17 protein-coding genes are annotated in these 23,954 nt (G+C 53.8%); 5 read left to right on the top strand and 12 right to left on the bottom strand.

Features of this window, described 5'->3' with window-relative positions:
• A partial coding sequence (locus BMX85_RS29500; RefSeq protein ID WP_143068114.1) for an integrase core domain-containing protein occupies window positions 1-145 on the top strand: 145 nt, incomplete at its 5' end.
• Window positions 146-283: 138 nt separating this feature from the next.
• On the opposite strand, the gene BMX85_RS29495 is transcribed toward BMX85_RS29500, so the two are convergent.
• The 7 genes from BMX85_RS29495 to BMX85_RS29465 all read right to left on the bottom strand — a co-directional run bounded on the left by BMX85_RS29495 (window position 284) and on the right by BMX85_RS29465 (window position 15,518).
• Window positions 284-2,260 carry an ATP-binding protein gene (locus BMX85_RS29495; protein WP_090328313.1) on the bottom strand — a complete coding sequence of 659 codons (1,977 nt, stop codon included), beginning with the start codon at window positions 2,258-2,260 and terminating at the stop codon, window positions 284-286.
• Between the two features lie 42 nt (window positions 2,261-2,302).
• The gene (gene brxL / locus BMX85_RS29490; RefSeq protein ID WP_090328310.1) at window positions 2,303-4,363 is read right to left on the bottom strand and encodes a protease Lon-related BREX system protein BrxL; all 2,061 of its coding nucleotides are present in this window, start codon (window positions 4,361-4,363) and stop codon (window positions 2,303-2,305) included.
• Window positions 4,364-4,371: 8 nt separating this feature from the next.
• Window positions 4,372-6,987 carry a BREX-1 system phosphatase PglZ type A gene (pglZ, locus tag BMX85_RS29485; protein ID WP_090328307.1) on the bottom strand — a complete coding sequence of 872 codons (2,616 nt, stop codon included), beginning with the start codon at window positions 6,985-6,987 and terminating at the stop codon, window positions 4,372-4,374.
• Between the two features lie 39 nt (window positions 6,988-7,026).
• A complete protein-coding gene (pglX, locus tag BMX85_RS29480) occupies window positions 7,027-10,560 on the bottom strand; it encodes a BREX-1 system adenine-specific DNA-methyltransferase PglX (RefSeq protein WP_090328305.1) in 3,534 nt (1,177 codons plus the stop codon).
• 92 nt (window positions 10,561-10,652) lie between these two features.
• Window positions 10,653-14,267 (bottom strand): BREX system P-loop protein BrxC, encoded by a 3,615-nt coding sequence (gene brxC, locus BMX85_RS29475; protein WP_090328302.1) that lies wholly within the window; start codon window positions 14,265-14,267, stop codon window positions 10,653-10,655.
• 73 nt (window positions 14,268-14,340) lie between these two features.
• Window positions 14,341-14,928 carry a DUF1788 domain-containing protein gene (locus tag BMX85_RS29470; protein ID WP_090328299.1) on the bottom strand — a complete coding sequence of 196 codons (588 nt, stop codon included), beginning with the start codon at window positions 14,926-14,928 and terminating at the stop codon, window positions 14,341-14,343.
• Complete coding sequence (locus tag BMX85_RS29465; protein WP_090328296.1) at window positions 14,925-15,518, bottom strand: DUF1819 family protein; 594 nt, start codon at window positions 15,516-15,518, stop codon at window positions 14,925-14,927. The genes BMX85_RS29470 and BMX85_RS29465 overlap by 4 nt, the downstream gene beginning before the upstream one ends.
• A 1,065-nt stretch (window positions 15,519-16,583) precedes the next feature.
• On the opposite strand from BMX85_RS29465, the gene BMX85_RS31400 reads away from it, so the two are divergent.
• Window positions 16,584-16,718 carry a hypothetical protein gene (locus BMX85_RS31400; RefSeq protein ID WP_255372406.1) on the top strand — a complete coding sequence of 45 codons (135 nt, stop codon included), beginning with the start codon at window positions 16,584-16,586 and terminating at the stop codon, window positions 16,716-16,718.
• A 31-nt stretch (window positions 16,719-16,749) separates the two neighbouring features.
• Here BMX85_RS31400 and BMX85_RS29460 read toward each other — a convergent pair whose 3' ends face one another.
• Together BMX85_RS29460 and BMX85_RS29455 are read right to left on the bottom strand one after the other, a co-directional pair.
• A complete protein-coding gene (locus BMX85_RS29460; RefSeq protein WP_143068113.1) occupies window positions 16,750-17,916 on the bottom strand; it encodes a hypothetical protein in 1,167 nt (388 codons plus the stop codon).
• A 377-nt stretch (window positions 17,917-18,293) separates the two neighbouring features.
• Window positions 18,294-19,310 (bottom strand): toll/interleukin-1 receptor domain-containing protein, encoded by a 1,017-nt coding sequence (locus tag BMX85_RS29455; protein ID WP_090328291.1) that lies wholly within the window; start codon window positions 19,308-19,310, stop codon window positions 18,294-18,296.
• A 471-nt stretch (window positions 19,311-19,781) separates the two neighbouring features.
• Here BMX85_RS29455 and BMX85_RS30335 point away from each other — a divergent pair, with 471 nt between their 5' ends.
• Genes BMX85_RS30335 through BMX85_RS29445 form a run of 3 tightly spaced genes read left to right on the top strand, consistent with a single transcriptional unit; the run spans window position 19,782 to window position 21,762 of the window.
• Window positions 19,782-20,060 carry a hypothetical protein gene (locus BMX85_RS30335; protein ID WP_143068112.1) on the top strand — a complete coding sequence of 93 codons (279 nt, stop codon included), beginning with the start codon at window positions 19,782-19,784 and terminating at the stop codon, window positions 20,058-20,060.
• A gap of 9 nt (window positions 20,061-20,069) precedes the next feature.
• Window positions 20,070-20,444, top strand: a complete 375-nt coding sequence (locus BMX85_RS30705; protein WP_177196914.1) for a hypothetical protein — start codon at window positions 20,070-20,072, stop codon at window positions 20,442-20,444.
• Complete coding sequence (locus tag BMX85_RS29445) at window positions 20,353-21,762, top strand: DNA primase family protein (protein ID WP_090328285.1); 1,410 nt, start codon at window positions 20,353-20,355, stop codon at window positions 21,760-21,762. The genes BMX85_RS30705 and BMX85_RS29445 overlap by 92 nt, the downstream gene beginning before the upstream one ends.
• Window positions 21,763-22,246: 484 nt before the next feature.
• On the opposite strand, the gene BMX85_RS30700 is transcribed toward BMX85_RS29445, so the two are convergent.
• From BMX85_RS30700 to BMX85_RS30830, 3 genes are all read right to left on the bottom strand, one after another.
• Entirely contained in the window at window positions 22,247-22,744 is a 498-nt protein-coding gene (locus BMX85_RS30700; protein ID WP_177196912.1) for a hypothetical protein, read from the bottom strand.
• A 108-nt stretch (window positions 22,745-22,852) separates the two neighbouring features.
• The gene (locus tag BMX85_RS29435; RefSeq protein WP_177196911.1) at window positions 22,853-23,821 is read right to left on the bottom strand and encodes a replication-relaxation family protein; all 969 of its coding nucleotides are present in this window, start codon (window positions 23,819-23,821) and stop codon (window positions 22,853-22,855) included.
• Window positions 23,757-23,954, bottom strand: a 198-nt coding sequence (locus tag BMX85_RS30830; protein ID WP_218147420.1) for a hypothetical protein, incomplete at its 5' end; no start/stop codon positions are given. The genes BMX85_RS30830 and BMX85_RS29435, both read right to left, overlap by 65 nt.

Below are 23,954 nucleotides of genomic sequence, written 5' to 3'. Positions count from 1 at the left end.
CGATTGGCTGGCCCATCACTTGTTCGACACGCTCGATGAGATACAAGATTTTGCAACCCGATGGCTATGGACTTACAATCACGACCGGCCGAACAGGGCACTTGGTGGCATCACCCCAAAACAGAAGCTTGCCTTGGCCGCTTAACCTCTACTTTTAGCGCGCTCTAAAAATGGGAGGATTACCATCCGACGCGGGCAACATCGCGTTCAGCCGAACAGCCGCTCTTGGTCAGTCCTACCGCATCTCGATTCCAACGCCCATTGGACATTGAGCGTTGGACGCTTAACTGGTTTGTAAGTCAGCAACCAATTCATCCTTCGTCAGAGCGCTAAGGTCATCTCTACGAAGCTTCAATTGCTGCAAAATATGCCCGTTTGAAAGCTCGAAACCATCCAGCAGCGTGTACCAATTGAGGACGTATCGTTTCATTCTTTCGTCATCGCTAACCAACCCCATTTCGCCTTTGGCAATCTGACCTCGCATGCGGCTTGCGATTTCCATATCGGCACCGGAAATTTTCCTGCCCAAAAGGATGAGCTCGAAGTGCATGTGCTCGCTGCTGAATTCCGGATGCTTTTTGATGATGTTCGCGTAGCCATCGAGCTGCTGCAAATGTTTCAGGTTCAGAGAGATTCCTGGCCTCTTGATTTCCACCACTATGCAGCGATAGATTTGCTTTCCAAAGGAATCAAACGTCGGTATCTTCCGCGCCAAAAATAGGTCAGTTTGCTTAGTCGCACCAGGCAATGTCGCGGCTTCTTCTACATCGTCGGAGTCGACGGCATTTATTGTTGGTACCGTATCTCTCAGATTCTTCGCGATTCGGGTAAACGTGTCCTCTTCAGCACCAATGGTCTCGTATCGGCTACCGAAAAGCCACGTATTGTTCTCGATAATCTGCTGCAGGTCCGGCGTTTCAAGCACACTTTGGTAGTGGGAATTCATCAACTCCCGAAGCTTGTGCACAGCCGTCTGACGTTGTTGCAACACTTCAATTGTGCTGATGATATTTTCGAGCTGGGTGTACTTCAGCTGGTTGGACAATCGGCGAACAGATAAATCGTCCAAATCGAGAACGCCATTAAGTATTTCAAACAATGCATCGTTCTCGTTGGAGACGGCAATCCTGTCCAACAATCGCACTATGATTTTCTTCTGCTTCTTGTTCAGCGAGTTCATCACTGTAGGGTCGGCCATGTAAATCATACGAACAAGACTCTTGGCGTTCTCTGTACGCCATTCAGCATACGAGGCTTCCATCCCCGTATATGACGGGAAAATGCCCTCGTCGACGTACTTAGAAATCTCCGCGTTCACATACTTGCGCAAAAATTCGTCGTACACTTCCTGCACAAGTTCGTTCACGCCCTTGGTAAGCTTCCGCCACTCGTCTGAATCCGTAGTGGTATTGCCTTCGGAAAAAAGTGACTTTCCCTCACTTTCAAATCCATCTGCCCAGGCAGATTTCACATAGATACTCGTGAAAAAATTGGCCTTGAGATTAAAACTGCTCAACTGTTTGTGACGCGTTGTCCCATCCGAGTCCAGCAGATAGATATAGGATTTTTCCGAGCTCGGCCGTTCGTCCCAGCGAATGGTCGTAACATCGAAAACAAATTTTCCGACTTCTATCTCGCGACGAACAGTCTCATGCGAGGGGACGTGGACAGACGTTCCATTTAACAGCACGTGCCGCTGGGGATTGAGCGCCAAAAACCACCCGAATTCAGTCGAAAATACCTGCTGTAACTTGGCTGGCAAAGGGAGATTCTCGTGAAAATTGTGAAGCTCCACGCATGTGCCAGTCTCCACCTTGCTAAGGCGTGAGTGCTGCGCGTTTCGTTCAATTCGTTTGCCGTTGTACTTCTTGATGTTTGAACCGGAGACATGGATTTCTGCGTCTCCGTTCTTCGACCTGGTATGCCAAGTAGCGGAATGGCAAAGTCTATGAAACGCGAGTCGTCCTCGGCCATGAAGTCCATGCTGGGCCGCGTCTTCCTTCTTAGCGGAGTCGTTGAATTTCCCGAAGTTATCTTTAACGTTCTCGATGTCAATCCCGTCGCCGTCATCAAGCACGACGACCCGTTCAACACCGCCAATTTCATTTTCGACTACATCAACGCTGACCGTTCCTGCGCGCGCATCTAGTCCATTCCAGGCCAGTTCAAACAATGCTTCCCAAGGTTCTAAGCTCTTAAAGTGCTTCTTAATGCCCTCATCACTAATTTCTGTAGTGCCGGAAAAATCCATTTCACTCATTGTCGAACCCCGTCTCTGTACTTTTGCAAATCGGATACCCGATTACTCCACGCCAAGTGCCTTGAACACCGCATCCACCGGGTCAGAGTAGAAGCTTGTTTGAAACTTGGCAAACAACTCCCCTGGCACGGTCGCTATGTCGGTAACGCTCGACATCGGCAGCAGAATGCGTTTGGCACCGGCATCAAACGCCACCTGCATGCACTCAGCCAGGTTTCGCACTTGCACGATGGTGCCGCCCAGGCTCATATCACCCATAACGGCCAGCTGCGACTGCACTGGCTTGCCCAGCGCCGCAGAGCACAAGGCGATGAAGCTGGCTAGGGTGAGCGCCTGCGGTGCGCCGCTGTTCTGCAACTCAACTAGATGGGTGTGAAAGTCACGCTCGCCCGGCTTGATGGACGCGCTGACGCGGGATGAGTTGGCTTTGAAATAGTCGAACGCCACCCTTACCGCCTCACGTGGCGCCACTCCTGATACGTTCGCTTTGCCCGTGCCGGGGATAGATTGAATCTCCAGTCGGTAGATGCCGGGCATCTCGGATGAGCCCATGCTGATGGTGTGCAAGGTGCCGGGGTTCAAGCGCCCTTCAGGGACCAGCGCTCCGCCCGATTGTTCTGGCACAGTCACGAAGCGCTCAACGCCATCTTCCAAGTCGATGTAGCTGAAATGGACGTCGTAAAACTCCATGCCACCAATCTTCTTGAGCTGCTCCTTGATGCGACGCCGCGCCTCTAGCGCGTATTCCAAACACTTGCGCACCGAGTCCTTGGTGTACCCGCCGTCAGGACATATCAGCTTGAGTAAGCCTGACGTCGTGCGGCGTACCGCGATGGTGTCGCGCTGGTTCAGGTTGTTCCCTAGCTTGAACCACTTGTCGACGGCGTCGGCGAAGCTTTGCTTGCGCATCTCGCGCAGGTACTCAGCCAAGTAATCGACAATCAGCCCATACTGGTTCGTGAAAAACTCCGGCCGCATCTTTGGGATTTCCCATCCAGGCACATAGGCATGGAAGCGGTCAAAAAATGCTGAGTCAATCATCGCTTCGGGGAATGGCGCCAACAGGTGCGAGGTCTTGACCAGCGACTCCACGCTCTGGTTGATGTTTCCCACAAATACCATCGCGGCGCTGGCATTGACGGACTCCCGGCCCCGGCTGAACGAGCCTGACGCCATGTAGTCCTTCATGATTTGCACGCCGTCGTGGTCTTTGAAGTTGATGCCGGCTACTTCATCAAATGCCACCACGTCCCACAGGCCGACCAAACCCACCTTCCGAGCGCTCATGTTGTAGAACAAATTGGCCACGGTGGTTTGTCCGCCCGATACCAGAATACTGTTCGGGCTGATTTCCTTATAAATATGGCTTTTCCCAGTGCCCCGCGGGCCGAGTTCGCAAAAGTTGTAGTTGTTCTCCACCAGCGGCACCATACGCGCCAGCAGGTGCCATTTCACGCGCTCCTTGAAGTGGCTGGGTTCCATGCCGGTCGAGCGAATCAAGGCGTCAATCCACTGCTCATCCGTAAACGACTTGCGCGCCTCGAACAGGGCCGCCATGTCCATATTCGGCATCTGGATGGGCTTGAGCTCCGTCACTGTAAAAGGTGACCCTTTCTGGTCCTCTTCATAGAAGTATTTCAGTGTGACGATGCACCAAATGCCACCCACCAGCAATTTTTCGAACTGACGCACATAGCTGCTGGAAATCTCGGCATTTTTCACGCCCAGGTTGGACAGCAACGCCTCGTACACGTCCCGCTTTTCATTGAGCTTAACGGTGACCTTGTCGATGACCTTGTATGTGCCGCTCTCGCGCACCTTGGATTTGACCTTCTCCGCCTCGTCAGCGCGCACGTAGTTTTCCGTGAGGATGCGCTTGACGTTGACTAGGCCGTTCTGGATGACGGCTTCATCATTGCTCGCGCAATACATGCCGAGCAGGTACTCCAGCACGTACACCGGCACGTTCGCCCCCTCCTTAATCAGCTTAGTCAGGTCCTTGCGCACGACCTTTCCAGCAAAGTGGGTGTTGAGCAACGTATCCAGGCTAGTATCCGGCAGTTCATGAGCGGATATTGCTGCGGGTGTCGGTATTTGCATCATTTCAATGTTCAGAAGTCGTTACCAAAGGCTAAGTCTACCTTGACCGGCAAGCGCAGCACCTCCACGTTGCTCACCGCATCACGCACCAACAAATCAAAGTGCTTGTGCGGGTCATGCGCACCGGCCAGCACAGTCAACAAAACCGAGCGTTTCCGCTCATCAAGCAGCTGTGATGTGCTGTCAAAAGTGATGGACTGCACGTTGCTGATGGGTTTGTCGTTATCAGAGCCATCGCGCAGCGAGACCACTACAGAACGGGCCAACACTCGCTCCGACACCGCATCGGTCTGGATAAACTCGAAGCGCTGCGTGTTTGTCACCACCTTATTCACGGCGCCCAGCAGGCTAACGCTGACGTATTTGGTCTTGGCATTTTCCGCCTCGCTGACCCGCACGGTGATGACCGGCACTACAATTTCCTGCGGCATGGCGCTGCCATGGACGAAGCGTGCCCCGCCGGCAAAATGGAACCTGCTGGCTCCCTTGGGCAACCAAAAATCCAGACTGCCTTCCTGAGTGGTGCCGGCCGTCACCGCCGTATTACCAAACCATGCTTTGGGCGTTGCTCCCAAGTCATGGCCAATCAGGTAGCGTTTTTTGGCTTTCAATGTTCCTGCGGGCTTGTCGTCCAGCGTGGACTTGTCCGATTCATCGAGCGCCGACTCCTGATACATAAATCCGTGGTCGGCGGTAACCAAGACGGTGGAGCCATTGAGACTATGGATGATGAAACCCAGCAAGTTAGAGAGCTCCTGCACCGTTTGCGCGGCCGCCTCAAAGGTCTTGGTCTCGGACGCCTGCTTGTCGCCAGTCATGTCGATACGGTCGTGGTAGACGTAAACAAGCCGCTGGTCGCGCACCAGTTCCCGCCCCTTCTCCTTACCCAGTCCCATCAGGTCTTCGGCCTTAACAGCCAAGCCACCAAAGCGCTGTATTTGCTCACTGCGCTGTTCCAGCGTGGCCACGACATGCCCATCGGCCAGCACGTCGAGGTTAGCACTGTCTTTGTAGGCCAGCGTCTTGTGCGGCAGCAGCGCGGCCATGCCCAGCGCTGTATAGCTGGGCAACACCCCCAGCATACCGTCCAACGACGCCTTGAAGCGACTCTTGCTGTTGGTGTGCTGCACCAGCTCCTGAGCCACCTCATACCGGAACGCGTCGGAAATCACAACAAACACCCGTTTAACTCCGCCGTCAAACAGCGGCAGCACCTTGCGCTCATAGAACGCCTGTTGTGGCGTTACCTCAGGCAGCTTCCAGTGATTTAGCAAACCTCGCGGCCCTTCTATTACTTTTGACCATGCGGCGCTCAAGTGCGGGATGAACCAGCCTGAGTACACGCCTTCAATCGTCTCGCGCAGCTCGTGCAGCACGGCCCAGCCCATGGGCTCGACCGCGTCGGCCGCCGTATGGAAGTGCCGGTACAACAGGTCAAAGCGGAACAGCTCATCGCGATATTGCGCAAATGCAGTGCCCGCATCGACAAAACTGAAGCCCGACGCGTGGGCCGCCTTCAAGCTAAAGAAGTCAGCGGCAGCGGTCAATGCGTCGTAACATGCGGCTAAGGCGCGGGTGCGCTCGTTAGCGCTGGCCAGCAGCGAGTTAGCCCAGTGCCCGTCGCGGCGGCGCGCCATCAGCGTGCGCACGACGTCCATATTGGCACCGGCGCCGGCGACGATACGCTTCTTGAGGTCTTGCACCACCCGCAATTCGACATCTTCAAACGTCATGCACTCAACCAATTGCTCGGCCGACTGGCCCGACAACAAATTCACAAGGTCCAGCTCGTTTGCCACGGCTTGCGCCAATGCGTCGTAATTGGCGAACTGTGCAATGTCAGAACGCCAGCGGCCGACAAAAACTGATGCATTTGAAGCCAGGCTGCGGTCAGGCAACACAAAATGGGCCAACTGACGAGGTGCATCGCCCTGTAGGCTTCGGCAGAAATCCGTGACCAGAATGCGCAACAACAAGTCGCGTAGACTCGGATTGACATCGGTATAGCCCAGTTGGACTTGTACCAACTCCCAGAAAGCGGGAGTCAAATCGTTGGCGGCAATGTCCTGCCAGGCTTTGGGCTGTGCCGACAAGTCAGCCACACCTTCCACCACCACAGCGCTGTACAGACGCTGCAACATGGCAAACAACTCGGGTTGGTCGGCGCGGGTCAGGACCGCCAGCATCTTGCGGTCCAGGTCCGACGCGTCATCGCCCGGCAGCACCAAGCGTTTGAGACGGTCCACGCGGTCCTTGGCGCGGAGGAACTTGGCACGCTCCTTCAAGTGACCACGCAGTCCTAGCGTGCTCAGGCCCAAATCCTCCAGCAATATGGAAGTGGTGTCCGCTCGGAACGACTTGCTGCGCATTCGCACATCCAGCAGCCAATCCTTGGTCGGCTCAGGCTCCGGCTTGATGCTGTAAATCAGCCAGCGCTGCTCCGGTGCACGCTCAATGTCGAGCTTCACTCGTAGCGCAGAGCTGTCATCCAGGCGCACCAACTGCACACCAACGAGCTGCAGGCCATCGACGGCAGAACCAAACTCGGCCTCCACGTCGTGCCAGAACACCACCGGGTAGGTGGCGAACAAGGTGGTCAAACTATCAAACAGGCGTTGTTGGCTCATTGGGAGGTGCCTTCTTGAGTATCTTGGGAATGCGGCGTGTTACTCATCACTTGCATCACCTGTAACAGCCTTCACCTCAGTTAGCAAATCCCCGAACCTGCCATAGTTGACTTTGACTCCGTCATCCAGGTTTAACGTAATGCGCATGTCTGCGTAATGGCGCAACTGTTCGTCGTACGCCAGCAGCTCAACGTGTTTCTTCTTAAGTTTCTCAACTTCTTTGTTCAACTTGTTTCGGACGGCGGTGCTGGCAGCGACGGCCGCGTCCTTTTCCAACATATCGATGCGTGACTGGATTTTCCCAGTCAGGGGAACGACGTATTCAGCGCGCATCCGGGCCAGTGTGCCCTCGTGATACCGATGCAGATAGACAAGCGCCTGGAATGCTCCTTGTTTACCACTGGAGAAGAGCCAGTAGATGGGGCGTTTCTTGTAAACTTGCAGGTGGTCCTTGTAAAACTTTTCGGCCAGGTAACGACGAATGGTCTCATCTGCGGTTTCGGCCACCTTGGTGCCCAGGCTTTCCGCTAACCAAGCCATGTTCTCAGCGAGAGTATCAGCTCCCCAGACGGCGAGCAGGAATTCTCGGATACGGCCGGCGGCATCATCTTCAAACCAGAGTTCGTCGGTCAGGGGCACGATGCCGTCCGTATCGGCGGGGAATTTAGCATACCGACTAGCGTCAAATCCGACGTTACCAGCCCTGGCGTAAATCAGTCCAGAGGAATCTAGGCTGTAGCGCCCCATCATGCAACCAACAACGTACGACATCAGCCGTTGGGCGTCCTTTTCGCGAACCGCGCGGGCTAAGGTGATTTGCGATTCGAAAACCTCTGGGGAGAGTTCACATTCCAAGCCATAGGCTTGAATAAAGAAACGGTTATTCTCCTCCTCCAAATGTTTCATCCTATCAATTCTTTCTGAGGCTTTTCGTGATACTTCTTCCCAAGCTCCTCGCAATCCCTTTCTATCGCCCATGCATATCGGCAACGCACTGAATCCTCGAGTTGTTTCGAAATCATTCCAATCCAAAAGGGAAATGTGACACATTTCGTCAATTTTATTAAAATCAAATCCATCCACAGAGATGCGTGGCATTTGCTTGATAATCTCCGGAGTCAAATTCAAAGTCGGATTCAAAAGATTTAAAATATACGCAGCTGCTCTGGAATTCAGAAACCCGATTGCCAAGCGACTGTCTGCATTCGAATCCTTTTCGAACATAGCCAATCCAGCGGAATCAAACGAAAATCCAGCAGGATACATCCTAAAACTAGGAGCAGATGATGTAATTTTTGACCACCCAACATGAGGCTTGAAGTAGTATTCCTTCCCATCATGACGAAAACCATCATACTGCAACATCGCCTCAATATGTGCCGGCGAATATTTGAGCACCCAATCGATATTCCCTACCCACTTCCTAAAATCCCCACCTTTATCATGAGGCACATACTGATAATCCGAGCTCGAATCAGATTTAATTAGTCCAACATCCACCTCATGCCAAAACAATATAAATTTCTCATTTTTCCCGGTACATATGCCAGCTTTTATATTGAAATGCTCTTCAAAATTTCCATTGCCATCAAAAGATAATCTAACTTTTTCGCTCGCCCAGTACGCAATCGGGCTCCCTGGAATTCGACTAAATTCCTCTTGCTGAACGTCATGAACTAAAGATTCATCCCTCTCCAAAAATACAATATTTTTATCCGCAGCCTGAGATGCCAAATTTAGATTGATATAACGTCCAAATGCACCTGGAATAGAGTCCCGCATAATACAAAATGCGCACGCTTGTGCTATTTTAGAGTTAATTTCTGGAAAACTGTTATACCCAATTTGAATAAGTGTCGATATTACCCTATCGTCAAGAATTTTTTTTCTCATCTTCGCAAACGATGATAAAAACATCCAAGCTTGCATCGTAATCATGCTATTAAATCCGCTCGGTTTACACCAACTAAATCCACGCTCTATGAACATTGAAAACAAATCTGATTTAGTATCAGGATAGGTTTTTTTAGCATATTCCTTGAGTCTGGCATTCATCCCCTTACTACCCATGTAGGGAGGATTTGCCACAACGGCATCAAAATTCATGTTCATTAGCCGAGCCTGAGCTACCAACGGTTGTAGGTCCTCAGCCGCAGCTTGAGCGTACATATCACCAATGCGAATGGCGAAGTCCAATTTCTCCCAAAAACTAACCAGCTGTGAACTCAAAATTGCGGGAATCTGAATTAACGCGCCAAAGGTCTTTGCTTCTGCAAATACATCCAATAAACATGCCAGCATCGAGCGAGTTAAACCGAAAGGTTCAAGATGCGTGGAAAGCTCATCCAGATTTAGGCCGTTACTCTCTTGCAGAGTTAAGACATTTAACCTAACTGGTGCATCAAAAAGCCGCCGGTCGTCGGCGCGAGCCTTCATAAGTAGTCCAAAACCGGCCAGTTGAGTGGCACGGTCGTCGATATCTAAGCCATAGAGGTTCTTTTCCAGAATGAGACGAGGTATGGCACGAGGTTGGTAGCCACGTTCCAGATAGATAGACTTGAGTACCCCATAGGCCTCTACAAGAATGTGACCAGAGCCGCACGCTGGGTCAAGTAAGACTATAGTTTCAGGGTTCAAGCTACCGCCGTCGGCATCCATGCGGTGATGAATTATGCTATCGAGCTGGACTTGCGCTTCGAGGGTCTGTCTAGCTGGCTCAACATAATAGGGCCATTGAGCCTTCAACATGCTTACAGGGTTGGCCATTAGCCATAAACGGCCAATGCTGTTCTGCACCAGGTATTGCACTATCCAGTTGGGGGTGAAGAGCTGAGTGGCAGCGGGAATGTCTTCGCTTCGGACCACTTTACCCATGACCTCGTCTTTTTTCTCGTTGATGTAAAACTGGTATAGCCAGCCGATTATTTCGACCTCCTTCCAGTCGTCCTCTTCAATGCTGGAGACGAGCTTGGCAATTACAGAATCTGTGCGCAGGAGGTTGTCAGGTAGCAGCAACTCAGTTTCGTCGTCGATGCGCTCGAACAGGAACGGCATTACGTCACTGAGCGCGTTACACTGGGCAACGAGCAGCAGGCGGTACAGCTCTCCGTCGCGGTTTCCGGCAAGTTTCATCTCGGCGACCAGTGCGGGTTTCAACCCCGGCAATCCGCCGTTATCTGCGCTATTCTGGGCCAGGTCAGTGGCGTGCGTCAGGATGTCCGGCAGCGTTCCATCAAGGCTCGAAAGCGCCCGGTGTCCGTGCCCCAAGTAATCGTGCAACTCCATGTAGCGCAGCGCCGCAAACCGATTGAACCAAGTGTAAGCCACAGCTTCCATCGTCTGGGCAAAGCCATCTTTTTGAATGCGGATGATGAGTTGTTGACGCTGGCTGTGTACTTTAATCGGCCAAGCTTGGCCTGCAATCACGGTTGTGTCGCCCTGCGGTTGGCTGGTAGCCACGTCAAGCTTGCCCGCCCTTTCTGACAAGCCGAGCAAATTGGCGCGAGCAGTAACGGCGGCAATGAAGTCTTTTCGGGCTTGCGGGGCGTAAGACTTGAGTTTGGCTTTGTTCATGAGTCAGATGAGGTTTCTCAGCTGCCCCGTGCTTGGCACGAGGGCAGCCATTGGATAGGTTGAATGAGCGCTAAAGCGGTCTATCGAACGCGTTATTGAATTCGCGCTATTTGACCGGCGCGCACTGCAGTCAGCAGTGCGTCTTTCAGCTTGCTTAGATAAGCGTCCACGTCGGCTTCGGTTTCCAAATAAGTTTTGCTGGACAGTTCGGCTGCACGGATAACGCGAGTGGTCTTGACCGTAGACACCGGCAAATTGGGCTGGCCGGTCTGCAGTGGCTTGGTGGTATCGCCGGGCATCGCAACATGGTCAGGGCGTTTGGCCGCGGCCGCTTCAATGGCATTGATAGCGTCGTCCATTGCATCGCCTCCCGCCGCTTGCAGAAGCATAATCTGCGCAATGCTGGTCTGGCTGGCAATACGAGCTTTCAAATCTTGCAGCGGGCGCAGGGCTTTGTTGCTGACGTCAGACGTGGATGCCACTACCGCAAGCTTCGCTTCAACCTCGGCTAGCTTGCCGTCGATGGAAAGCAAAGCTCTTTCGCGTTTTTCTTGCGCCAGTTGTTCATTGATGGCGGTGACGGTGCCCAGGAGTGGCTCAATGCGGTTAACCTGACCATAAGGCTTGGCGTTGTCACGGATGTGGGCCAAGTCAGCCAGGGCTGTTGCGGCTTGAGGCACTTTATTCAATGCTTCACGATTGCTTTCGAACGTGCTAAGCCCATCCAGCAGCTTGCGCCAAGCAGTAATCTGGGTCTTGTAGAAGTTGACCAGGTCGTGAATATCGTCCCCCGCATCCAGCCATTCGTTCTTGGCCGTCAACAGGGCTTCGATAAAGGCAAAGCTGTCGCGCGTAGCAAGTTGCTGAGCGATTCGAGTGAGCGCGGCATCAATGTCGGACTTGCCAGGGTGGTGCGGTGCCGCGGCGGTATGAGCGTAACTTTTGAGCTCGGCTTGCCAATCCGTTAGGCGGGCACGGAAGTCGGCAACCAGGCTGTCTTCTTCCTCGCGTCCCATTTTCTGGAACAGCTCCTTATACAACTCACGCGCGCGTTTGATTGCGGTGGCATCAGCCGTCTTGCGCTTAAGAATGGATACCTGCTTGAAGCGGACGGATTTAGTGAGCGGGTCGGCGGCGGATGCGGGTTCCAGGTCGGAACCTTCGAGCATGAGCTTAATTTCGCCGGACATGAACAGGCGTGCGATGAGCAGCACTGTTTCCCACTCTGGCTTCCACCCCCAAGGGATGCCGGCAAAGCGGTCCACCACGTCTGACAGCAGCACCCGGCTCTGGCTAGCGGCAAGTTGCAGATAGTCGCGCATTTCCTTGATGGCAAGCGCATTGCCGGCTTCACCGTCCAGGCCCAACGATTGCTGCCCCAGGTCGTCCGCGTTGAGCACGGCTTTGATTTCGGCGATTGGGTCAACCTGGCGCACCTTGAGGTACGGCAGCTTACTATAGGTGTTGGTGATGAGGTAATTGAGCAGCTCATCGAGCACTTTGTCCGGGCTGGTGGTCTTGATTTGCACGGGCTGGCCCAGCGCGTAAAAATCACCTGCTGCGATGAGTTCGGCAAGCTGATGCACCAAGCGCATACGGCGTTCACGGTTCTCATCCTTACGGTCGGCCAGGATACGCTTGAGCGACGGCGAAGCTTGGTCGGCTTTAGGGCTGATGATGTATTTTTCGATTTGCAGGTATAGCGCCAATTCGATATCCAGGCGCTCGCCTTCCGGCAGGCGCACCAAGGCGCGGCCATTGCCTTCGCTGCTGCGCAGAATGCAGCGGGCCGGCTGGAGCCGCTCGTATTCATCACCGAGCGGGGTGAGTACTTCGAAGCTCAGTGCGTGGCTGGCCTGGCGCCAGGGTGCACCGTCAAGCAGGCGGTTGAATTCGTAGTCGGCCTTGGTGTCCCGGTGGCGCACCTTGCTTTGGTCCTTGAAAATATCCTCAAAAATTAGTTTCGCAAGTTCGCGGGACTTTTCCGCAGCTGAGACCTCGACATGACCGATTTCGCGGGCGACATCACGCTCTTCGTTGGTCAGGAAGAACCACAGGTCACCGTTGCGGCTGACCAAGCGCTCTCGCTCCAGCCGCGCCAGACTCTCCTGAATCTTGCGCTTGAGCGCGAGCTTGTCCGCATCAATCTGGTCGATGCACAATGTGGCCAGGTTGTCGATGGTCGGTTTGACGATGTCGGGGATGTAGCGAATCAGGAACATCGCCTTCAGCAGCAAACTGTCATAGGGCTGCAAGCCGGGATTGTCCGGCGCCTGGTCTATCGAGCGCTTGGCGACGCCGTCAATGAAGCTCTCGATGGCGGGATAGAAATCGTACAGAGGAATCAATACGTCGATGCCGTGGTTGGCATTGCGCACAGCCGCGGACTGGAAGGCATCGAGCAGCGAACGCTCGCCGCGAGACAAGTGCTTGCCGGTGGCGCCCACCTTGCGGATGGATTCGAAAATCTTTTGCAGCAGCGTGAATTGATATGGCGCAAACGGATAGTAAGTGACAAATTCAGCGGCGTCCTTGTAACCACGCAAGGTCACGGAGTTGCCCGAGAACCCGAGCTGATTGTTAATGACGTCGCTCTTGCTCGCGAATGCATCGCGCAGTGCAACGTGGGCGGCCTCCGTCTTGGACAACAGGCGCTCGCCGATTACTTCGTCCGTGTTGCTGCTGGCCAGCGACAAACGGGTATGGAAGCGGGCTTGAATCTTGGAGAAGTCCTGGCCTTTGGACTTGTTGTCTTCGCCGATAGCGGCGTCGATATCTTCCTGGCTGGTGACGATGACCCATGCGCGGCCCTTGCACTGGGCTCCCAATTGCTCGGTGATAGTCTGCAGGTTTAGCATCAGCGGCGAGCTTGCACCGATAAACTGCCCCACCTCATCGACCAAGAAGATAACCTTGTGGCTGGAGGGCCGAGTATTCAGGTAATCGTTGACGACCTTGGCAAACCCTTCGAGGGTGATGCGATAGTCGTCCCTCGCATTGTCGAACCACTTGCCAGCTGATTCAGGCGTCATCTTTAAGGCTTGAGCGAGCGCGGTCACGATGTCGTCGCGGTAAAAGGCGACCGCGTCGCTCTCTTGTTCCCAAGCACCGCCGTTGGAGGCAGCGAAAGCTGTCTTGAAGGTCTCGAACGCTCCCTTGGCGATGAGATGACGTTCCATGTCCGCGATGTGCGGAGAGTCACCAGACAAGCCCACCTTCTCATTGAACACGCGCAAGAAGACCTGCAAGATGGCGTCAGGGTCGGATTTGTTGGCTTTGGCATCGATATTAAACAGGATGACGTCCGCCGTGCCCTGCACTGCTCGCTGAATGTCAGCATGCAGCATGGCATCTTTGATTTTTTGATGGTCAAAGAACTGGGCAGCGTTGCGCTTCTCCCCAATGTTGGGGTTGTAGGCCTCAATGTTTTCCAGCAAATAGGACAATATCTTGATGAAGTGCGACTTGCCGGAGCCAAAGAATCCGGACACCCATACACCCATACGGTCCGTAATGGCGGCATCATGCGGGCGGTCGATGGCCGCCAAGTAAGCGTCAAAGAACTTGCGCAGGTATTCGCTAATCTGCTTGGTGACGACGTATTCCTCTAACTCTTGCCAAACGCTTGCTGCATCCATCTGGTCGGCTTTGATTACGCCATTGATGGGACGGTCGATTGGCTTAAGAAAAAGCTGGCTGATTTTCATATTATTTTGGCTTCATTATTTGCAGGAGTGTACCGGCGGGCTGCTTAAATTATTTGGCTTGCTGAGCGGGAAGCTATATGATTTCTGGGACTAGTCGGAAGGCGCGGTAGTAGTGGTCCTCAGCCAATGTGTTGAACAGGCGCAGTGAATGGCCATCGTAACGGCCAGGGAAGAACATCAATAGGGGGGTGTTACCCATTATTGGATGCAGCGCAGACAGCAAGGTATGAGTGCGGAGCATGGGGTACACTGAACCTACACCGGTCAAAATCAACAGGTCGAGATTTGGAATATCGTGTTTGGATGCTAGTCGTTGAGCAATCTTGTCTTCCTTGAGTACCGAGCGCAGCGCCGCCAAGGTACTTTCGTCGCCACTCCGAAGCTGCATGTCGATAGTTTTATCGAGCAACTTGCGCTCCTCCAGTAGCCCGGTCACCAGTTGAAGCAAATCAATGGTGTCGGCACGCAGGGCTGGCACTTTTTTTGTCAACGCAGGCAAGACGGTGCCATACAGGAAGCTGCGCAGCTCCAGCTCGCGGTCGGGAGGGTAGTCGAAAATCCAGAACCCGATTTCATTACCCAGGCCCTTGCTGTCCAAGAAATCACGCGATGTCACACGTGGCAGGATTTGGTTCAGGCGTTCGTCAAAGCTCAGAATCATCTTGCACGTTCCAGACATTCAAGGACATAGGACTCACCATGTGCGTTCAGGTAGCGCCGCACATCGGGGTGTAGGGATTGGGGGGTCAACTTCATCGACTTTGAACTATCGATATACTTCGACTCGGCCAAAATGCGTAGGATGACTTGAAGCATCTTGTCCTTTGTGGATTGAGGCCATCCTGCCAATGATGAATCGTGATGTTCGCACTCGGCCAAGAAATCCTGCCAGTCGGACCGAGACAAAGCCGGCTCAAGTCGTCGCTGTCGGTCCGCGTAGACGCGAAGCATAAAGTCGCCTAACAGCAGGCTATGCTTGACGGCGGCAGCCATGAGCATCTGGATGACCACTTCGCTTTCTCGTTCGGCAATCATCTCCCAGCCTTCAGCATCCAACGTGGTCAGTCGACGACGTAGAAGTCTGGCCTGTCGAGCTGCGGTGGCAGCAGTCCTCTTTTGCAGGATGTTTTCTGTCTCGATTGCATGCGTCCACGCTCCCTGGTCAGGTTCGGTCAGCAGCAGTTTTGCAATTCGTCGGCTTTCCAACGGCAGCAGAGCGCCGACGTAGATTTCTGCGTTATACCGCGTCATGCAGAGGCAATAGTTCGCTGGTTGTGACGCGTTTCATAGCATCCTAAAATCAATTTTCAGAACCCGTCAGTCTAACTGAATCGCTTGAGGCAGCGCAATGGAGTTGGTACTAAAGTATCACTACAACAATACCATATTGCTCGCGAGTAAAAATCACCAATATCCACCATTCGACGATATTTGCATTACAGATGAGTGGCTTGCGGGTGAGTAGGCGCTAAACATCGTGAATAGATGTACGCCAACATGTATAAAATGTGCCGTTGAGTTATTTTGGGGCGGGTACCGCATCGCCGTGCCGCCGACTCTTGGCGACACCATAGCCGTCAACCGACCTTGGCAACTAACCTGCAGCCGCAATGAGGGCTCCGTAAGGCGGGCCGGCGAACAACAACCTCAAGGGAAAGCATGATAATATTTCAACGTGCCCCGCCATAGACAAGCTGGTCCATCGCATCACGAGGAGCAGTCTACTAGCGAGCTCCGATGCTTGCATTAGGGCGACGTCTGCGGTCCGCAATTTTACCTCGAGGACTAGAAGTTCGAGTGGCGCGGGCACCTATCTAATGTTTATTTGCCATCTCAAAGTTGGCTTCGCCTACCCCGGTGGATTGCCAATAAGCTTCAGATGCGGGTTATCGGTCTACGATTTCGGTCGATTATTTCCATTTTTCGTTCGAGCAAATGGGAAAGCACCTAGACCGTGCTCGGTCGCTTCGACGTTTGATGAAAGAGGTTGCTGCGAGCAAAACGGCGCCAGCGGACCTAGTGGGAAGTCTGGAGCTAATGGCGTTAATGGCGGACTGGCTAGCCCCCTAGTGAAGGCGCCATGGCCAGAGGTCGATGGCGTCGGGCACAGGAATCCGCACGAAAGCCTTTGGTGACTACGAATTTTTCATATTCCAGTGCGTTGGCGATAGCCTTTCCGCCATCTGCCCAAATTAGTTGGAAAACTGAAGCCACAACGGATGTTTTTTCCAAACTGTCATAGTTACATCCAGAGCTCGCTCCAGCACAATCATCTTTGTCGGCAACGTTACCGACGACAACCTCCTGGAGCAACAAATGAGCAGAACCGCAAACGACGACCGCAGCGACAGCATGAATCCAAACAACGATAGCTACGATTATAGCCAAGACAACCGCTCGGACCAACTGAACCCGAACAACGACCGATATCAGGGGGACGACGACGAGTAGATAGCCAGCGCACGTCGCGCTCAGCGGCGGTTCACCGGCTCACGCCCCATGCCCTCGGTGGGGACTCTACACCGAGGTTAGCTCGATGGAACTGAAGCCAGACCGGGTATCGGTTCATCATCCAGGCTTCAATGCTGTCGTAGCCAAACGGCAGGCCAAGGCCGAGCTGCAGGGCCTCTACAACTGCAGCTCCTTCCAACCGTCCCGTGACTTCTTCGATGTACTGTGCAGCGTAGCCCAGAAAGTTGAGCTGGCGTGCGGCGGCACTGAGAATTTTGAACGTGGCGGCGTCTTCGGCACTAAGCAGAGCCCGAGCGATAGCGGTTCCGTAGCTGGCACTGGGGAAGTTTGTCCCTCGGCTCCATGCGCCAATCGTTCCTACTTGAACACTGAAATCTCTAAGTCGCGGGTCCTCCATTAGCGCCGCAGGCGTTGCCAAGTTTGCTTTTTTAAGAAGCCATTCAAATAGGTGCGCTACGCTATTCTTGCCCGCCTCAGCGTTCAGCGGCAGAAGCTGTTTAATATAGGAGCCGGCGTCGTCCTCATCGCCCGGCCGCGCCTCAATATCCCACAGTGCGAGCAAGCTCAACCATACCTCCAGCGCGACGACAATTCGCAACACGAGACGGTCATTCGGATGGAGCAGTTGAGCTATTCCGTGTAACACTTCTGGCGACATAAAGCGCTGAAGAAGCGCGTGGCTAGCGAGGTATTCCCCGGCGGCTCGGAATTGCCCCTCGTCGCAAAATGTCGCAGCCGTGCGACTGGCGTGTTCCACCTCATAAAGAAACTGTGCGGATTTTGGCCAACCAGTGGGGTCACCGTTCTCGTCACTCAGCGCGCCTAAGAGGTGGGCTTCCCACGGTCCCATTTGCGAGAACGCATGCGTTGACGCATCAGGAGCGTCGAACGCAGCTGCCATGGCTTTTCCCGTTGTAGGCGGGAGCAAAGCGATGAGCCTGTCTCTTAGTGATTTTGTGGCACGGCCCATGCGGCCCGCGCGCTCTAGTGTTTTATAGAGCGACTCTTCGCCCATCTCGATGAAGCTTGTTCGCAGGGACTGGCCTCGGAGGCGCATCGGGACTTCCGGGTCAAACAGAAACAGACCGCTCAGCTGAATAGGCTTTTTTCGTCCTTCAAACGGATTAAGGTAGCGCGGTCGGCGTTGCGGAAGCCGCTTGATGGTGGGAGTGGTCACTAAGTCCTAACGAAGTTTCTCAACAGCGCAGATTTTCGAACTTGCTCCTTCTGTGCATCCGTCTGCAGAAAATGCACGCAGCCGGAGTAGCCGCCATCGCAAGCGACAAAATTTCTTCGGAGTACCTGCCGGCTTACCTGCTCCTGTTGGGCTGCAGTCAACAACGACTGGTCGCACCCCATATAGCCGCCAACGCACCTCCTGAAATTTTCTTGAAACTGCGGATTTCCCCCAGTCGCCCCCATGGAAACCAGGAGCAGAGGTCCCATTAAAACCCGAATGATTTTCATATTCGTTCTTTGCCTCGGAGCAGCTGCGATGGACATCGCGTGAGAGGAAAAATGAGAGCCGCAGTCAGTTCGGGCCTATGCGTTTGCTTATCGCTGCAAACGGTCAATGAACAATCCCCAAAAGTACTCTGAGGCGCCCTGCTCTGACAGGCCAGAATTCTGCTGCCCACCTCGAAACTGCATACCCATCGCTTTGAAGTACATGGACTGGGTATCGGACTCGACAGATAAAAATTCATTCGACGTGTTCGCGGATGCGTTCGCATCGTAAGAAAAGGATAACGCGGGAGACCGTCCGCCAAGGCCACCAACACGCACCGAACACTCGGCAACCGACTTTCCTTCCCGGTATGCTACAGCGGAAAAGCGCTGTGCATCTAGACGCTGGAATCGCACTTTGATGCCCTGGTTGCGAGCAGCCAGCTCGTCTAGGGATGCATCGAAAAATTTTGCCATGTAGTCGAACGCTTCGTGCAGGAATTTGTCGCGGTCATAGTCCGTGAACTCCTTCTTAAGCCGAAGATTACTTGACCTAGCGCGCTCGTAGCCAGGCTGCACGCTACTGGCACTGGCAAAGGCTGGCTGGCTGGGACTAGCAACTGGTTGCGGCATGCCCCACCCCATCGGCGTGCCGCCGCCCGTGGAATGCGTTTCTGCCCGAGCACGCTCCAAGTCCTCGATAACTTTACGAATCTGACGCGCGACGTCAGTCCAAGCCTCCGCTTGGTTCGCCCATGTGGTGACAGCCTTGCCGTCTTTTGGAACGGCGAGCAGCTTGCCGAACGGCGCGGTATGCCAATCACATGGTTCAAGAATGACGGGAATGACATGTGCCGTGCCGTCAGCGTGTCGCTCAAGCGCACGCTTCATTTCGATGGAATAACAATACCGTGATGCTATAAAGTCTGCGCTCACGAGCAATAGGATGACGTCAGCACTTTCCAAGTTTTCGTCAATGGCGGCATCCACATTAGAGCCTGCAACAATGCCCCGGTCATGCCAAGTGGAAATCAGGCTTTGGTTCTTCAGCAGAGACAGGTGTATTTCAAGGCGGTCGCGCAATGCCTCGTCGGCATGACAGTAAGAAAAGAACAATTTTGCCATGAAGCAATTTCCCTCATTGAGTTGAGATGTTCATTATCGCAGGCAATTGTGCGGTTTGGGCAGCCGCTTCTCTGGGTCTGCGAGTGTGCCTTCCCGCCACAGGTGCGGGCGTAGCAAGCCGACTCCACGTGGGACGCGCCTCCATTAAACTCGACAGTGGTAATGGTGGAGTCCACGGTCTAGTGGATGCTTCGACATCACGGCGTTTCGCGCGCGGCGCTCTTCCATCGACAACCAATCTTACAAGGTAACGGTCGGCAGAGCTCGATGTCAGGTAAGTCTTCTATTCAAAACGAAGAAAAAATTTTCTATATTTACATCGCCGACCGATGCTAGGTCTTTGATTTTCCATGGGCTGCGATATTCTGCGCCATCAACTTTGGGGTAGTGCAGTTTTTCGGAGAATAATATGAATTGGTTGGCTATACGAGGTACAGCGGTCTTCGCTGGGCACTCGGAGTCAATCGAAAAATGCACGAACGCACCCCAACCGTCAATCCATACCAGCGCATTCGCGCCGCTGGGTTCGACATCACAGTCGGCCATATCAGCCACAGCTATCGCCTCAATCTCGTAGTCGGCGGCCGGGTTTATGCCCAAATCGAATGCTCTCGAAGCGGGAACATGAATGCCGGTGCAGCATTGGCACGCGTTAAGTCTGGGAATTGGGGTCCGACTAGCAGCGTCTATAAAGCACTCGACGCGCTGGCTGACGTCGCTGAGAAGCAAGCGTTGATTGTTCAAGAGTAGGGGGCAATCATGTCCTCACAAAAAATCATCCTCGAACTCGACCTCGTCAACACGCTGGCTGACCTTGACAAGATGGAACCGCGCATCGTCGCAAACAGTGGAGAGTGTTCTGGAGAGTTGCTGGCTCGCTATATGGAGCGCAAGGCCGAACTGGAAGCGGTAGCAGAGCGCGCCGCTGCAAAAGTTGCATCTGAAGGCATCCACTTGGCGCTTCCCACCACCACTCCCTGCAGCTCCACAGGCGCAGACTTTTGTACGGCTACCGCTGACAGAGTTCGGCAATGCAGAGCGTATGGTCCGCGCCTACGGCAAGGACTTGATGTACGTGGAGGAGCTAGGCAATTGGTATCAATGGACCGGCATCAGCTGGAGGCAGGCCACTGATGCCACGATAATCGCCCTCTGCAAAGATGTAGTGCGTGGCCTCTCGAGCGAGGCAATGGCATCTATCGATGACAAAGAGCGTAGCGAAGTTCTGTCGTTCGCCGTCAAGAGCCAGAAAGCCTCTATGGTCAAAAACATGGAATTTCTCATCCGTTCAGACGGGAAAGTTCGAGTGCGGGCCTACGAACTGGACAAACATGTGCATCTCTTGGGCACACTAAACGGCGCGATTGACCTACGCACGGGTACTCTGGTTGCGCCTGACCGTGAGGCTCGTATCACGACCACATGCTTAGCTAGCTACACCCCTTCAGCGAAGTGTCCGTTGTTTGAGGAAACCGTGCTGGGCGTATTTGGCGGTGAACGCGAAATGGCAGCGTTCTTCAAACGCTTGATGGGCTATACACTTTTGGGCAACCCCAAGGAGGATGCGCTGGTAATTCCATTTGGCTCCGGCTCGAACGGAAAGTCAACCGTCCTTGGCATTATCCGCAAGGTACTCGGGGGCTACGCGCGTACGGCTGATGCTTCGACTTTCCTCGACGACGGTCACGGGCGTGGCAACAACGCCGGCGGCCCGCGAGAAGACGTGCTGCGTCTGCGCGGCGCAAGGTTTGTGTATATTGGTGAACCGTCAGAGAACAGCGAACTAAAAGAAAATTTGGTTAAGAGCATGACCGGCGGCGACCCGATGCCGGCTCGTGGTGTGCATGGCAAGACTACAATTGAAGTCACCCCGACCTGGGTCCCAATCATGCCGACCAACCACAGACCCATCATCAAAGGCGACGACTATGCCATCTGGCGCCGCATCATGACCGTACCGTTTTTGCAGACCTTCAAGCAGAAGGAAGGTGGTACAGCAGACTTGGGACGTGCCGAAAAATTGGAGGCCGAGCTCGATGGAATTCTGACGTGGCTGGTGCAGGGGGCGCTCGAGTATCAAGCTAAAGGCCTATGCGTTCCCTACGCGGTGGAGACTGCCAAGGAAGAATATAAGGCCGATATGGACCTGTTGGGAGACTGGCTAGAGAACTGCACTGAACACCATAGGGGGGGCTTGGCCACGGTTGATGAGCTCTGGTCTTCGTGGCAGGCCTATGCCACTGCTCGGGGAGAGTTACGTTTTATTCCATCCGCGCGGTCTCTTGGAAAAAGACTGGCCAACCGCAAACAATTCGAGCCGTTCAACACCACATTCAAGGGTTTCGGGCGCCATCGTGGATATCGCGACTTGGTCGTAAAAGGGCAAATGCCCATGCTGGCGGATTTTTTCACGGAGGAAGCCAAACAAGCGACGATGACCCTGTCATTTTGACAGTCCGAACCGACACCGTATGAGCCGCCAGTGGCGGCTTTTCTTAAGCAGCAATAGCGCGTCGGTGGAACGTTTGGAACATCTGGAACGTTTAACGTCATCTTCCTCTAACTTTTTTAATTAACTTAACTATGGAAAAGTTGGAAAGCTAAGAAATAAACGTTCCAAACGTTCCAAACGTTCCAAAACGCCTTTTGTTTGAGGCCGTTTCTTGGGGGGCTCTCCGAAGCGCACCTTGGTTAAACTGGATTGGACTTGTGCGGTAGGAAGAAGCCATGGGCCCCATGAATTTAGGTGACATACGGATTTCCCTACGTTCCAAACGCGACAAAAATTTAGTGCATCGAATCCCATGTAGGCGTTGCGGCCCCGGGGAATGGACGTCAATGGCTTACCGACGTACGAGGATTAGCGCGCCATCTTTGTACGGTCGGCGTCCGAAGTTTCATTGCAAAAAAGGCCTCGCACTAGCGAGGCCTTCAAATCACATGCCGAATCGTACAGTCTGTTGAGTCAGCCCCCACTGACCCAAACCACCAAACAATGGTTTAGGTGGAGCGGGGCTTTTGCTCGATGCCGCTACCGGAGTCTGGGCTGCAAGCGGTGGTTTCTCTATCGTCTCCTTCGTGGACGCTGTAGTTGCCACCGCAGTGCTTTCAACCGCTCGGGGAGCATCGACAACGGTCTCGCGCTTACCGACTTTGGCGACCTTTTGCAGGTTGAACGCCAACACTGTCAGTACGCCCATTGGCTTTCCGTCGCGCCCCATGAAAATATCATTTTTGAGCTTTCCGGTGAACACTACAAAGTCTCCTTTTTTTAGCTGTGGGTCTTCGTCCTTGAAGACGCGCACCGTGTACCACGTGGGATTTTTGTCCTCGCCTCGGGCTGATTCACTTGCGCGAAATTCCCAGTAGGCTTTGCCTGATGTTTTTGCTGTATGACGAGTCGGGGCGGTTCCGACGTTTGCGTACGCTTGCATAAATTGTCCTCGAGTAGTTTGGAAGCGACGGGCAGCTAGTCCGTCACAACGTATAGCAACCGAACAAGATTCCCAAACTTTCAGCGTGGTCGACATCTCTACCGGCATTCAAAGTGGCGCAATCCATCGCTCCAACCCAATCGGTTCGGGCCATGCGGCGTCAGGTTCCCGATACGGTAAGCTGCCGTCATCGAACCAGCCCTGCGGCGCCCCGTCCGAATAGCTGTAGCTAGGGAGATGAGTCGGCAGCAATTGCAAGTGAAGTTGCCCCACAACGCGCGGTCCGTAGACACCATCGAGGTGGTAGTCAAAGATGCCTGGCGTGCCTTCCCGCTCAATCAGCGATGGGGACTTGCTGTCGTGTTCCAGGCGTAACCGGGGCACGGCGCTGCTACTCCCGGTGAGGAAAGAGCGGTTTCGTCGCAGAATACCCACTGTCTTACACAGCACAACAACCTTACGCAACGTGCGTCGCTCCCCTGCCCCTACATTGATGTCCGTTCCAATGCACTCGACTAATTTTTTGAGGTCGAGGAGCCGCGCAGAACCGCGAGCAGAACGGTCAATCTCAAACCATGCAGCGCCAAATTCAATCGAATTGTCTGACACCGCCAACGCGTCAGGCATCAGCCCTTTTTCAGTTTTACCTTGCTTGTAAGTACATGGAAAGGTCAGCTTTCTCATTTTCTCACCGCGTACCTTCTTTAAAAGGCGCGGCTTCAGTTCAGTCTCCGTCCAAGCACGCAGTCCACGTGTCTCACAAGCTATCGCTGCGAAGGCGGACCAAAGCGCATGCTCTGGATTAGTTTTCTCGCTTGCCCTGCTTGCGCTTGCTTGTGCAGACCCATCCCCGGTGCCATCAATCGCAGCTTCTCGCACGAGTCGCGCGCCTTTTGCGGTGAGGGCATAGAAAATGCGTCGCGAGTCCGACGAGTAGCGCGTCACGTGTTTGTCAGTACGCAGTCGCCGAAGCGTCCGCTGTGTTGCTGATAGAGCAGCCTTGTATCCGCGTTCAGGGAAAAGTGCTGCGGCGATATCGAGCGCCCTCGCTTGCTTGAAGCGTGCCAGTACTTTCAAGGCATTGAGGCGGTTTGCCGCGGCAACTGCGGTCGGATGGTAATCCCCCCAGCAAATGATCGCGTTTAAAAGTAGAATTTTCTAAACTCAGATTTTTTGAAAGTTCTGCATGAAGACGTCCCGTTTTACCGAT

The sequence above is a fragment of the Duganella sp. CF517 genome, from assembly GCF_900110275.1.
In the GTDB taxonomy this organism is placed as follows: domain Bacteria; phylum Pseudomonadota; class Gammaproteobacteria; order Burkholderiales; family Burkholderiaceae_D; genus Rugamonas.
Note: the sequence above shows the minus strand (reverse complement) of the source record. Positions and strands in the feature narration are given on the sequence as shown.